This is a genomic window from Phenylobacterium sp., from assembly GCF_013911965.1.
Classification (GTDB): Bacteria; Pseudomonadota; Alphaproteobacteria; order Caulobacterales; family Caulobacteraceae; genus Phenylobacterium.
The window spans coordinates 51,086-63,273 of the sequence record NZ_JACESE010000019.1; the positions used below are offsets into that span (position 1 = coordinate 51,086).

Annotated in this window: 10 protein-coding genes and 1 pseudogene; 6 read left to right on the forward strand and 5 right to left on the reverse strand. The window is 69.3% G+C overall.

Annotated features, from left to right (window positions below; translation table 11 throughout):
- Positions 1-2: 2 nt before the first annotated feature.
- Positions 3-2,870, reverse strand: coding sequence for a monovalent cation/H+ antiporter subunit A (locus H2041_RS16525; RefSeq protein WP_293414577.1), 2,868 nt, complete (start codon positions 2,868-2,870; stop codon positions 3-5).
- A 134-nt stretch (positions 2,871-3,004) separates the two neighbouring features.
- On the opposite strand from H2041_RS16525, the gene H2041_RS16530 reads away from it, so the two are divergent.
- On the forward strand, positions 3,005-3,556 hold the full coding sequence (locus H2041_RS16530; RefSeq protein WP_293414579.1) for a pyridoxamine 5'-phosphate oxidase family protein: 552 nt from the start codon (positions 3,005-3,007) through the stop codon (positions 3,554-3,556).
- 3 nt (positions 3,557-3,559) lie between these two features.
- Here H2041_RS16530 and infA read toward each other — a convergent pair whose 3' ends face one another.
- The gene (infA, locus tag H2041_RS16535; protein ID WP_293414581.1) at positions 3,560-3,829 is read right to left on the reverse strand and encodes a translation initiation factor IF-1; all 270 of its coding nucleotides are present in this window, start codon (positions 3,827-3,829) and stop codon (positions 3,560-3,562) included.
- A 319-nt stretch (positions 3,830-4,148) separates the two neighbouring features.
- Between infA and H2041_RS16540 the strand changes: the two genes are divergently transcribed.
- Both H2041_RS16540 and H2041_RS16545 read left to right on the forward strand, forming a co-directional pair.
- Positions 4,149-5,330 carry an NAD(P)/FAD-dependent oxidoreductase gene (locus H2041_RS16540; RefSeq protein WP_293414583.1) on the forward strand — a complete coding sequence of 394 codons (1,182 nt, stop codon included), beginning with the start codon at positions 4,149-4,151 and terminating at the stop codon, positions 5,328-5,330.
- Between the two features lie 487 nt (positions 5,331-5,817).
- Positions 5,818-7,350 carry an MFS transporter gene (locus tag H2041_RS16545; RefSeq protein ID WP_293414585.1) on the forward strand — a complete coding sequence of 511 codons (1,533 nt, stop codon included), beginning with the start codon at positions 5,818-5,820 and terminating at the stop codon, positions 7,348-7,350.
- Between the two features lie 64 nt (positions 7,351-7,414).
- Here the strand turns inward: H2041_RS16545 and H2041_RS16550 are convergent, their stop codons facing one another.
- A complete protein-coding gene (locus tag H2041_RS16550) occupies positions 7,415-8,002 on the reverse strand; it encodes a fasciclin domain-containing protein (RefSeq protein WP_293414587.1) in 588 nt (195 codons plus the stop codon).
- Positions 8,003-8,186: 184 nt separating this feature from the next.
- Between H2041_RS16550 and H2041_RS16555 the strand changes: the two genes are divergently transcribed.
- Genes H2041_RS16555 through H2041_RS16565 form a run of 3 tightly spaced genes read left to right on the forward strand, consistent with a single transcriptional unit; the run spans position 8,187 to position 10,828 of the window.
- Positions 8,187-9,179: an ATP-binding cassette domain-containing protein gene (locus H2041_RS16555; protein WP_293414589.1), complete on the forward strand. Its 993-nt coding sequence runs from the start codon at positions 8,187-8,189 to the stop codon at positions 9,177-9,179.
- A 6-nt stretch (positions 9,180-9,185) separates the two neighbouring features.
- Positions 9,186-10,019, forward strand: coding sequence for a hypothetical protein (locus tag H2041_RS16560; protein ID WP_293414591.1), 834 nt, complete (start codon positions 9,186-9,188; stop codon positions 10,017-10,019).
- Positions 10,020-10,024: 5 nt separating this feature from the next.
- Positions 10,025-10,828: an ABC-2 family transporter protein gene (locus H2041_RS16565; protein WP_293414593.1), complete on the forward strand. Its 804-nt coding sequence runs from the start codon at positions 10,025-10,027 to the stop codon at positions 10,826-10,828.
- A 145-nt stretch (positions 10,829-10,973) separates the two neighbouring features.
- Here the strand turns inward: H2041_RS16565 and H2041_RS16570 are convergent, their stop codons facing one another.
- Positions 10,974-11,978 (reverse strand): nitronate monooxygenase family protein, encoded by a 1,005-nt coding sequence (locus H2041_RS16570; protein WP_293414595.1) that lies wholly within the window; start codon positions 11,976-11,978, stop codon positions 10,974-10,976.
- Between the two features lie 122 nt (positions 11,979-12,100).
- Positions 12,101-12,188: pseudogene (locus H2041_RS16575) on the reverse strand (IS5/IS1182 family transposase); the annotation flags it as partial.

The following is a 12,188-nucleotide window of genomic DNA, read 5'->3' on the forward strand; positions in this document are numbered from 1 at the left end:
CGTCATGGCCGGTCCCCAGCGTGGTCGATGGGGACCGCGGGGCGGCTGGGGTCGACGTCCATGGCGAGGTCGCTGGGCGGCAGCTTCTCGGCCCGCTGGGCGACGCTGGAAAGGTGGTGCAGGGCCAGCATCACCGCCCCGACGACGGTGAACGCCACCCCGATGTCGAAGACGAGCGCGCTCGACAGCCCGACCTCCCCGATCAGCGGGATCGGCACATATTCGTAGGCGCTGGTCAGGAAGGGCGCGCCAAGCACCATGGCCGCCAGGCCAGTGGCCGCCGCGGCGGTGACGCCAAAACCGATCAGGCCGTGATGGTCGGCCGGCAGACGGCGGTTCGACCAAGCATAGCCCGAGGCCATGTACTGCATCAGCAGCGCGATCGAGACGACGAGGCCCGCAATGAAGCCGCCGCCCGGCTCGTTGTGCCCGCGCAGGAAGATGTAGAGCCCGACGGTCGAGGCGAGCGGCAGGAGAAGCCGCGTCGCCACCACCAGCATCATCGGATGCCGCTCGGGCGAGCGCCGCTGATCGGGCTCCCACCGGGCCAGCCTCTGGCCGGCCGAGCCGCGGTCGGCCGTCTCCAGCAGGGCGAAGATGGTCAGCGCCGCGATGCCCAGGACGATGATCTCGCCGAAGGTGTCGAAGCCCCGGAAGTCCACCAGGATGACGTTGACCACATTGGTGCCGCCGCCGCCCGAATAGGAGTTCTCCCAGTGATAGTCAGAGATCGAAGGCGGCCCCTCCCGGCGCAGCAGCACCCAGGTGGCGAGCCCCATGCCGACGCCGCCGAGGGTCGCCAGGACACCGTCGCGAATCCGCCGCGGCGCGCTGCTCTCCACCGGCGTGCGCTTGGGCATCAGGTTCAGCGCCAGAAGCATCAGCAGGATGGTGACCACCTCCACCGAGATCTGGGTGAGCGCCAGGTCCGGCGCCGACAGATAGACGAAGCCCAGGGAGATGATCAGGCCGATGACGCTGATGAAGATCAGCGAGATGTAGCGATGGCGGTGCCACACGACGACCGAAGCCGCGGCGGCGACCAGCAGCGCCCAGGCCGCAAGGGTCACGCCGTTGGCCGGCAGCGGGGGCCGCGCGCCCGCGACGTGCTCGGCGCTGAAATAGCCCGCCAGGCCCAAGGCCACGGCGCTGGCCAGAATCACCGCCAGGTAGCGCTGCAGAGAGCCCGTATGCAGCCCGTCGCTCGCGCGCCGCGCACCGCGCACGGTGACCTCCACCAGGCCGTCGAACACCGTCTTGGCCTGCGGCAGCGGCGAGGCCTGCCAGAGCCGGTCCAGCCCGCCATGGTGGGCCAGCAGCACCGCCCCGCCGACGATGGCGGCCGCGCTGAGCGCGAGCGGCAGGTTGAAGCCGTGCCACAGGGCCAGGTGCTTCTCCTTGGCCGCCCCGCCGGTCACCGCGCCGGCGACGGCGTTGACCAGGTCCCCGGCGATGGCGTGCGGGAAGAGGCCGATGGCGACAACCAGGGCCGTCAGCAGGGCTGAGGGCGCCCACATGCCGACCGGCGCGTCGTGCGGCTTGTACGGGAAGCTCTCAGGCTTCCTCCCGAAATAGACCCCGATCACATAGCGATAGGCATAGGCCGCCGAGAACAGGGCCCCCGCGGCGGCCAGGGCCGGGACCAGCCAGGGCAGGCCGAAGACGGCCGTATGCGTCGCCTCCTCCAGCATCATCTCCTTGGAGATGAAGCCGTTCATCGGCGGCAGGCCGGCCATGCCGGCGGCGGCGAAGACGGCCAGGGTCGCGGCGATGGGCATCAGGGTGACGAGGCCGCCCAGCTTGCGGATGTCGCGCGTGCCCGCCTCATGGTCGACGATGCCGGCGTTCATGAAGAGGGCGGCCTTGAAGCAGGCGTGGTTGATGATGTGGAAGACGCCCGCCACGGCCGCGGCCGGCGTGCCCAGGCCGAACAGGAAGGTCAGCATGCCGAGATGGCTGACCGTCGAATAGGCCAGCAGGCCCTTCAGATCGTCCTTGAAGAGGGCCACCACGGCGGCGAACACCATGGTGACGAGGCCGACCCCGCCCACCAGGAAGAACCACGCCTCCGTCCCGGCCAGGGCCGGCCACAGCCGCGCGAGCAGGAAGACGCCGGCCTTCACCATGGTCGCCGAGTGCAGATAGGCGCTGACCGGCGTCGGCGCGGCCATGGCGTGAGGCAGCCAGAAGTGGAAGGGGAACTGGGCCGACTTGGTGAAGCAGCCGCCCAGGATCAGCAGCAGGGCCGGCAGGTAGAGGGGCGAGGCCTGGATCGCCGCTCCGCTCGCCAGGATCACCGACAGGTCATAGGAGCCGGCGATGTTCCCCAGGATCAGCAGGCCGGCGATCAGCGACAGCCCGCCCGTCCCGGTGACGGCCAAAGCCATGCGCGCGCCCTGCCGCCCTTCGGGCAGATGGCCCCAGTAGCCGATCAGCAGGAAGGAGGAGAGGCTCGTCAGCTCCCAGAAGATCAGCAGCAGGAGGACGTTGTCCGAGAGCACGATGCCCAGCATCGCCCCCTGGAACAGCAGCAGGAAGGCGAAGAACCGCCCCATCGGGTCGGTCTTGGCCAGGTAGAAGCGGGCATAGACGATCACCAGGATCCCGATGCCCAGGATCATGCCGGCGAACATCAGACCGAGCGGATCGAGGAAGAAGTTGGCGTTCAGGCCAAGGCCCGGAAACCACTCCAGCCGCCAGTGGACCACCTCGCCGGCCAGGACCCGCGGCGCGAGTTGCAGCAGCATGACCAGGCTGGTCCCGCTCACCGCCAGGGTGGCGAGCGCGCAGGCGTTACGCCCGGCGCGGATCGCCAGGGCCGGCGCAAGCGCCCCCAGAAACGGCAGTAGGGCGATCCACGCCAGGGTCAAAGGGCCCTCGAGTTCACGTCGTCACCATGCGGAATGGGCCATCAATAGCGACCGAACATCGCAGCCCCAATGACATTCGCGTTATTGTTCAGCTCTGCCGCCGCACCTGCTGCGAACCTGGAGGCGCCCTGCCCGTGGCCAAACAGTTCCCCGCCCTTCTTGCTGAACACCGCAGTTTCATCGCCCGCCAGCCGGTCTTCTTCGTGGCCAGCGCCGCGGCCGACGGACGGGTGAACCTCTCGCCCAAGGGTCTGGACCCGTTGCGCGTCATCGACGAGCGGACCGTCTGCTACCTCGACCGTACCGGCAGCGGCGCCGAGGTGGCCGCCCATCTGCGCGCCGACGGCCGGCTGACCCTCATGCTCTGCGCCTTTTCCGGGCCGCCGCTGATCCTGCGCCTCTACGGCCGCGGCGAAAGCCTGCCGCGCGGCGGGGCGGCCTATGGACAGCTTCTGGCGGAGGTCTTCGGCGGCGCCGAACCGCCGGGCGCGCGCCAGATCGTCCGGCTCGACATCGATCTCGTCCAGACCTCGTGCGGCTTCGGCGTACCGCTCATGGACTTCGTCGGCGAACGCCCTTCGCTGGACCGCTGGGCTCAGGCGCAGGGCGAGGCGGGGCTCTCGGATTACCGGCGGGCCAAGAACGCGCTCAGCCTGGATGGCCTGCCGACCGGCCTCGTCGATTGAAGCCTAGCGCCGGTGCGGCGGTCGGCGCTGGCCGCCGCCCATGCGGGGGCCTTCGGTCTTGTGACGATAGGTGATGCGGCCCTTTTCCAGATCGTAGGGCGTCATCTCCACCGTGACCCGGTCGCCCACCAGCGAGCGGATGCGGTTCCGCTTCATGCGGCCGGCGGTGTAGGCGAGGATGGTGTGTTCGTTGTCGAGCTGAACCCGAAAGCGGCCTTCCGGCAGCAGCTCGGTGATCACGCCTTCGAACTCGATGAACTCTTCCTTGGACATGCGGTACGCCTCCTGTGAGCCGGCGACGCCTTGACGACCGGCCAGGATGCGGCCGGCGCCCCGATCCCGGAGTGAGATCATGTGGGGACTTGGTCGGCGTCCACGCCGGCGGAGCGGCGATGCGGGGTCCAGACGCGTCGAAAACCCCTCGGATGCGCCGGCGGACCGGCGCAAGGGGCGGAGAGAAGCGTGCTTAGATCGGACCGCGCGGTGACGGACGTCTAGTGTCGAGCGTCGCGCGACGAAATGTCGAGGTCCCATAAGTAGGGATGCAAGGCCCGCCTGTCCACCCTGCCCCGCCTTGGGCTATGGCTCGCCCATGGAAACCTTCGATGTGGTGGTCGCCGGCGCCGGGGCGGCCGGCATGATGTGCGCGGCCCAGGCCGGCCAGCGGGGCCGCCGGGTCCTGATCCTCGACCACGCCAAGGCGCCGGGCGAGAAGATCCGCATTTCGGGGGGCGGCCGCTGCAACTTCACCAATCTCGACACGGGCCCGCAGAACTTCATCTCGGAAAATCCGCGCTTCTGCATCTCGGCCCTGCGCCGCTACACCCAGCACGACTTCACAGCCCTGGTGAAGCGCTACGGCGTCGCCTTCCACGAGAAGACGCTCGGCCAGCTCTTCTGCGACGGCTCGTCCAAGGAGATCGTCGCCCTCCTGCTGGCGGAGATGGACAGGGGCGGCGTGGAGCTGCGCCTGCAGACGGCGATCGAGCGCATCGAGCGGACGGAAGCGGGCTTCCGCCTCCTCGCCGGCGGCCGCGAGATCGCCTGCGAGAGCCTGGTCATCGCCACCGGCGGCAAGTCGATCCCCAAGATGGGCGCCACCGGCTTCGGCTACGAGGTCGCGCGCCAGTTCGGCCTGCGGGTGACGGAGACGAGGCCCGCCCTCGTGCCGCTGACCTTCGACGTCTCCCTGCTGGAGCGGACCAAGCCGCTGGCCGGCGTCGCTGTCGATCCGGCCCAGGTCGCCGCCGGCAAGACCCGCTTTTCCGAGGCCCTCCTCTTCACCCACCGGGGCCTGAGCGGTCCCGCCATCCTCCAGGCCTCCTCCTACTGGCGCGAGGGTCAGGAGATCGAGGTGACGCTCGCCCCCGGCCATGACCTCTTCGCCGAACTGCGCGCCGCCCGCACCGCCCGCCCCAAGGCCGCGCCCGCCACCGTCCTCTCCGAGATCCTCCCCAAGCGCCTGGCCCAGTTCGTCGCCGAGACGCACGCCCCTCGAGGCAACATGGCCGACCAGTCCGACAAGACGCTGCGCGCCCTGGCCGAGGCCGTGAACGCCTGGCGCGTGAAGCCGGTCGGCTCCGAAGGCTACCGCACGGCCGAGGTCACCCTGGGCGGCGTCGACACCCGCGACCTTGATTCCCGTACGCTCACCGCCCGCGAGGTTCCGGGCCTCTACTTCATCGGCGAAGTGGTCGACGTCACCGGCTGGCTCGGCGGCTATAACTTCCAGTGGGCCTGGTCCTCGGGCTGGAGCGCCGGGCAGGTGGCTTAGGACTTCGATGCGCGAACTCACTCTGAGCAATCGGCTGGCGCTTACAGGCGCCCTCGTCTTCGTCACCGGGATCGCGGGTGGTCTGCCACTTGCGCTCCTCCACGAGAGCTCGCCCAACCTCACCTTCTTTCTCGCTCTGATGCTCTTGGCCGTCGAGGTCGTGGGACTGCGTTTGATCTGGGGCCCACGCTTCTGGCGGTTCGTCTCGGCCGTCATGACGTGGTGGATTGTCCTAATGCGGCGATTGGTTCGCTCGGTGACTTTGCGAAGACCAAGGCGATAGAGGAAACACCGTCCCCATTTCCCCAGAGGCGCGCGCACCTTCGGGAAGCACACAGCGCGCGCCGCTCAGATGCCCCGTCCAGGCCTCGCTTCTAGCCTCCGGTATCCTGCGGCCCAGGTTGACGCGCACGACAACCTCAGGCTTGCTCCTCCGCATTATGAGGCGCGCCGCATCCAAGGAGCGCGCCCGGGAGGAATATTCAAAATGGCCCAGGGTTCATCGGGCGAGGACGAGCGCCTCAGTTTCAGGACCAAGCTTTCGTTCGGGGTCGGCAGCGGGGCGGAATCGATCGCCCTCTTCTCCGTCGGCTCCTACGCCATGCTCTTCTACAACCAGGTCCTGGGCCTCGAGGCGCACCTGGCCGGGCTCGCCATCTCGGCCAGCCTTTTCCTCGACGGCATTTCCGACCCGCTGGTCGGCTCATTGTCGGACCGCACCAAGTCCCGCTGGGGCCGGCGGCACATCTACATGTTCTTCGCCCCGATCCCGATCGTGCTATCGCTGATCGCGGTGTTCAATCCGCCCGACGGCCTGGGCCGGTGGGGCCTGTTCGCCTGGTTCACCGTCACGGTGATCCTCCTGCGCCAGTCCATGACCTTCTATCACACGCCTCACCTGGCGCTCGGGGGCGAGTTGTCCCGCGACTACACCGAACGCTCCAAGGTGATGGCCTACAACAGCTTCTTCACCTGGGCCGGGGCGGCGGGCACCACCTGGATCGCGCTCAGCTACTTCTTCAAGGCGACGCCGGAATACCCCAGGGGTCTGCTGAACCCAGAGCCCTACGCGCCCTATTCGATCGTGATGGCGCTCCTGGCGCTCGCCCTGCTCGGCGCCTCGGCCTGGTTCACCCGCGACCGCATCCCCCACCTGCCCAAGGCCCCCGAAAACCTGCCGAAATTCAGTCCTTTCGAGTTCTTCAAGGACATCGGCAAGGCCTTCGCCAACCGCAACTATGTCTGGCTGCTGGTGGCCTACTTCTTCCTCAGCATGATGATCGGCCTGCGGGGCGGCCTGCACCTCTACACCAACACCTACTATTGGCACCTGACGAGCGAGCAGATCCGCTTCTTCGTCATCGGCTCCTTCGCCGGCTACCTGTCGGCCTTCCTGTTCGCCGCCATGCTGCACGGGCGGTTCGACAAGAAGCGCACGATCATCGTCTCGGCCATCGTCTATGCGCTGGCGCCCAGCGCGCCGATCCTGCTCGGCTTCGCCGGCGTGCTGACCGACCAGACCGCGGGCCTGCTGCCCATCCTCATCGCCTTCTCCATCCTCAGCTATGGGGCGGCCAGCGTGCTCTCCATCAGCATCATGTCGGCCCTGGCCGACATCGCCGACGAGAACGAGCTGACGTTCGGGGTCCGGCAGGAGGGCGTGCTCTATTCGACCCGCGCCCTCTTCGCCAAGGTCGACCAGGCCATCGGCGCGGCCCTGGCCGGCTTCGTCCTGACCCTCATCGCCTTCCCGACCAAGGCCAAGGTGGAGGAGGTCCCGGCCGAGGTGGTCTGGAACCTGGCCCTGTGGGACGGCGTCCTGGCCGGCGTTCCGGGCTTCATCGCCGTCTTCTTCTACGCCCGCTACAAGATCACCCGCGCGAGCTACGAAGAGACCAAGGCGGCGCTGGCCGCGCGCCGCGCCGCCATACGGGCCCCTCTCGCCACCGCCACCCAGGCGGCCGACGACGTGCCCCAGCCCCTGGTGCCGCCGGTCATCTCGCCCCGACCGGCGGAATAGCGGCAAAGAAGAAGGGGCTCCGCGCAGGCGGAGCCCCCGGGCCGTCAGCCGTGGCCTCGACCCATCAGGCCGCCGGCATGACGACCGTATCGATCACGTGGATCACGCCGTTGGAGGCGTCGAGGTCGGTGCTGGTCACCATGGCCGTGCCGCCGGCCGCGTCGGTCAGCTGGACGCCGCCATTGGCCATGGCGGCCGTCAGCGTGCCGCCCTGGACGGTGGTGAGCGTCGCCGTGCCGCCGCCGGCCTCGATGGCCGCGGCGATGTCGGCCGCCTTCATCTCGCCGGGCACCACATGATAGGTGAGGACGCCCGTCAGCTGGTCCTTGGCGTCCGGCTCCAGCAGACCTTCCACCGCGCCGTCGGGCAGCTTTTCGAAGGCCGCATTGGTCGGCGCGAAAACCGTGTAGGGGCCCGGTCCCGCCAGGGTCTCGGCCAGGCCGGCGGCCTGAACGGCGGTGACGAGGGTGGAGAAGTCGGGCGAGGCCTGGGCGGCCTCGACGATGTTCACTTCAGGGGTCGCCGGCGCGGCGGCGACCGGTTCGGCTTCGGCGGGCGCGGGCTCTTCGGCCGGTTGCGAGCAGGCCGCGACGCCGAGCGCCAGGGCGATGGCCGAAACGCCGGCCAGGATGCGGAACTTGGGTTCGGTCATGGGTCGTCCCTCGTGGTTGTGGCCACGGGCGGGAGGCGCCGCGGCTGACTTAGCTACGGGACAGGCGCGGCCTGGACGCATCGGCGGCGGATTTCTTTCGCAAGGGTCCAGCGCGGCCGTTGCGGGTCTGGCGGGCTCGGCCTAGGGTCCGCGCCCTTCTCAACTTCATCACGGGCGCACGCCCATGCCGCAGATCCTCGTCGAGGACCTGGCCAAGACCTATCGCGTCGCCGAGCGCGATCCCGGCCTGCTGGGCGCGGTCAAGGGTCTGGTCCATCGCCGCCACCGCACGGTCGAGGCCCTGCGCGACGTCTCCTTTTCCCTGGAGGCCGGCGAGCTCCTGGGCTTCATCGGCCCCAACGGGGCGGGCAAGTCCACCACCATCAAGATTCTCTCGGGCATCCTGAAACCCGACGGCGGACGCGTGGTCGTGAACGGCCGCGCGCCCTTCGACGACCGGATCGCCCACGTGGCGGAGATCGGCGTCGTCTTCGGTCAGCGGACCCAGCTCTGGTGGGACCTGCCGATCGCCGACGGCTTCGACCTGTTGCGCGACATCTACCGCCTGGCGCCGGAGCGCTACCGCCGCAACCGCGACGAACTCGTCGCCCTCCTGCGCCTGGAGCGGCTCCTCGACCAGCCGGTGCGCCAGCTCTCGCTCGGCCAGCGCATGCGCGCCGAGATCGCCGCGGCCCTGCTGCACGAGCCGCCGGTCCTCTTCCTCGATGAGCCCACCATCGGCCTGGACGCGCCGTCGAAGCTCGCCGTGCGCGAGGTGGTCAAGCGCCTGAACCGCGAGCGCGGCGTCACCGTCCTGCTCACCACCCACGACATGCACGACATCGAGGCGCTGGCGCAGCGGGTCATCGTCATCGGCCACGGCCGTGTCCTCGCCGACAGCCCCTTCGAGGCGCTGCGGGCCGGCGTGCTCGCCGAACGGCGTCTCTTCGTCGATTTCGCCCACGAGGCGCCGGACATCGCCCTGGAGGGCGTCCAGGTCCGCGGGCGCGAAGGCCATAGCCTGGAACTCGCCTTCGATCCGGCCCGCACCCCGGCCCCGGCGCTCATCGCGGCCATCGCCGCCGAACATGCCGTGGTCGACATCCATGTGGAGCAGCCGGCCATCGAAGAGGTCATCGCCCGCTTCTATGACCTGCACGGCGCGGCGGAGGCCTGATCCGAAATGGACGCCGTCCGCCCCTACGCCGCGGCCTTCACGAGCCGCTTCCTGCTGATGCTGCAGTATCGCGCCGCGGCCCTGGCCGGCTTCGCCACCCAGTGCTGGTGGGGCGGCATCAAGGTGATGATCTACTCGGCCTTCTTCGCCGCCGCCCCGGCCGCGGCGGCCGGCGCGCCGATGAGCCTGACCCAGGTCATCACCTACACCTGGCTCGCCCAGGCCCTGCTGGCGCTGACCCCCTGGAGCGCCGATCCCGAGATCGCGCTGGCGGTCCGGACCGGCGGCGTCGCCTATGACCGCCTGCGCCCGCTCGACACCTACGCCCTCTGGTACGTCCGCGGCGCGGCCTGGATGGCCTCCCGCGCCGTGCCCCGCGCGGCCCTGATGCTGCTGGCCGCGGGCTTCGTCCTGCCGCTGATCGGCCTGTCGGACTGGGCCTGGAAGCCGCCCGCCACCTTCGCCGCCGCCGCCCTGTTCGCCGTCGCCCTGCCCCTGGCGCTGGCCCTGTCGGCCGCCTTCCTGATGATCGTCAACGTCGTGGTCGCCGCCACCCTGACCGACCGCGGCCCCAATGTTCTGTTCAACGCCCTGATCATCGTCTTCTCGGGCAATCTCCTGCCGCTCGCCCTCTATCCCGACTGGGCGCGGACGGCCCTGCTCGTCCAGCCCTTCGCCGGCATGCTCGACATCCCCTTGCGCCTCTATGTCGGCGAGCTCTCCGGCGCCGCGGCGGCGGGCGGTCTTGCCCTTCAGGCCTTCTGGACGCTGACCCTGATCGCCCTCGGCCGCTGGGCGCTCTCCCGCGTCATGCGCCGCCTCGAAGTGCAGGGAGGCTGAACGCCATGAACGACCTGCGTCTGCTCGGCCGCTACTTCGACGCCTCCATCCGCAGCCAGCTGCAGTATCCCGGCTCGGCCATCATGCTGGGGATCGGCGCCTTCGTGACGACCATCGTCGACATGCTGGCCGCCTGGGCCCTCTTCGACCGCTTCGGCCAGGTCCAGGGCTGGCGCCTGGGCGACATCGCCGTCTTCTACGGCGTCGTCTCCACCAGCTTCGCCATCACCGACTTCGTCACCCGCGGCTTCGACGTCTTCGGGACGGAATTCGTCAAGACCGGCGCCTTCGACCGCATCCTGCTGCGCCCGCGCTCTCCCGCCCTCCAGCTCGTCGGCTACGAGTTCCGGATCAGCCGCTTCGGCCGCCTGGCTCAGGCCCTGCTGGTCCTCTTCGTCGGCGCCGCCGTCATCGGCGTGCAATGGACGCCGGAAAAGGCGCTCCTCCTCGCCTGGACGATCACGGGCGGCGTCGCCCTCTTCTCCGGCCTCCTGATCCTCCAGGCCAGCTTCGCCTTCTGGACCACCGAGAGCCTGGAGGTGTTCAACGTGCTCACCTACGGCGGCATCCAGGCCGCCCAGTTCCCGCTCAGCCTCTACGCCGCCTGGTTCCGCAACTTCCTGATCTTCGTCGTGCCGCTCGGCTGCGTGGCCTACTATCCGGTGCTCGCCATCCTGGATCAGCCCGACCCGCTCGGCGCCCCCGGCTGGTGGCTGCCCGCCGCGCCGGCCATGGGGTTCCTGTTCCTCGGGCTCTCCTTCCTCGCCTGGCGCGCCGGCATCGCCCGCTACACCTCGACCGGGAGCTGAGACCCGCTGGCGCCGAGGGCCGGAAGCTTCTGACCTGAGGCCGCCCCCTCTCCTTCATTCCCGGCCCTGTGCCGGGAATCCCTCGGACGCTCGCGCCCGCCACGGGCAGGGATGCTCGTCACAGGGAAACAGGGGGGCTGCAGACCTACTCCGCCGCCATCAGCGCCCGGCCGGCGGTGAACGAGGTCTTCTCGGCCAGCGCAGCCTTGGCCGCCTCGTATTCGGCGGCCAGCTTGGCCACCAGTTCGCCGGCGCCCAGGATCTCCTGAACCGCGCCGATGCCCTGGCCGCAGCCCCAGATGTCCTTCCAGGCCTTGGCCTTGGTGTTGCCGCCGGAGCCGAAGTTCATCTTCGAGGGATCGGCCTCGGGCAGGTTGTCGGGGTCGAGGCCCGCCGCCACGATCGAGGGCCGCAGATAGTTGCCGTGCACCCCGGTGAAGAGGTTCGAATAGACGATGTCCTCGCCCGAGCTTTCGACGATCATGTCCTTGTAGCCCTGGGCGGCGTTGGCCTCCTTGGTGGCGATGAAGGCCGAGCCGATATAGGCCAGGTCCGCCCCCATGGCCTGGGCGCCCAGGATGGCCGCGCCGTTGGCGATGGCGCCCGACAGCGCGATCGGCCCGTCGAACCAGGTCCGCAGCTCCTGGATCAGCGCGAAGGGCGAAAGCGCCCCGGCATGGCCGCCGGCCCCGGCCGCCACGGGGATCAGGCCGTCGGCGCCCTTCTCCACCGCCTTGCGGGCGAAGCGGTCGTTGATGATGTCGTGCATGACGATGCCGCCATAGGCGTGCACCGCCTGGTTCACATCCTCCCGCGCGCCCAGCGAGGTGATGATGATCGGGACCTTGTACTTGGCGACCATCTCCACGTCGTGCTCCAGCCGGTCGTTGGTCTTGTGCACGATCTGGTTCACCGCGAAGGGGGCCGAGGGCATGTCCGGGTTCTTGGCGTCCCAGTCGGCCAGCTCCTCGGTGATCCTCGCCAGCCATTCGTCGAGCTGGCTTGCCGGCCGGGCGTTCAGCGCCGGGAAGGAGCCGACGATGCCGGCCTTGCACTGGGCGATCACCAGGTCCGGGTTCGAGATGATGAACAGCGGCGAGGCGATCACCGGCAGGCGCAGGCGGTCACGGAGGATGGGCGGCAGGGCCATGGGCGATTCCTTCAACGGCGCATTTGTTGTTTACGATGTAAGCGCAAACCAGGCGCCCAAGCAAGAACCCTCCCCCGTCGCCGGGAGAGGGTCCGCTGCGTGTCAGCCTGTCGGAGCCGGTTCTAGGGCGTGGACTCATAAGCTCTGAGCCACAGGCGGGTTGAGGCGAGCAGGACGGCGGCGAGGAAGTTCCTGGCCAGCTTGTCGAAG

Bases quoted from the DNA above. Each gene is read 5' to 3' on its own strand.
- infA (WP_293414581.1), bottom strand. From the start codon at position 3,829: ATGTCCAAGGAAGAGTTCATCGAGTTCGAAGGCGTGATCACCGAGCTG.
- H2041_RS16540 (WP_293414583.1), top strand. From the start codon at position 4,149: ATGGAAACCTTCGATGTGGTGGTCGCCGGCGCCGGGGCGGCCGGCATG.
- H2041_RS16545 (WP_293414585.1), top strand. From the start codon at position 5,818: ATGGCCCAGGGTTCATCGGGCGAGGACGAGCGCCTCAGTTTCAGGACC.
- H2041_RS16550 (WP_293414587.1), bottom strand. From the start codon at position 8,002: ATGACCGAACCCAAGTTCCGCATCCTGGCCGGCGTTTCGGCCATCGCC.
- H2041_RS16555 (WP_293414589.1), top strand. From the start codon at position 8,187: ATGCCGCAGATCCTCGTCGAGGACCTGGCCAAGACCTATCGCGTCGCC.
- H2041_RS16560 (WP_293414591.1), top strand. From the start codon at position 9,186: ATGGACGCCGTCCGCCCCTACGCCGCGGCCTTCACGAGCCGCTTCCTG.
- H2041_RS16565 (WP_293414593.1), top strand. From the start codon at position 10,025: ATGAACGACCTGCGTCTGCTCGGCCGCTACTTCGACGCCTCCATCCGC.
- H2041_RS16570 (WP_293414595.1), bottom strand. From the start codon at position 11,978: ATGGCCCTGCCGCCCATCCTCCGTGACCGCCTGCGCCTGCCGGTGATC.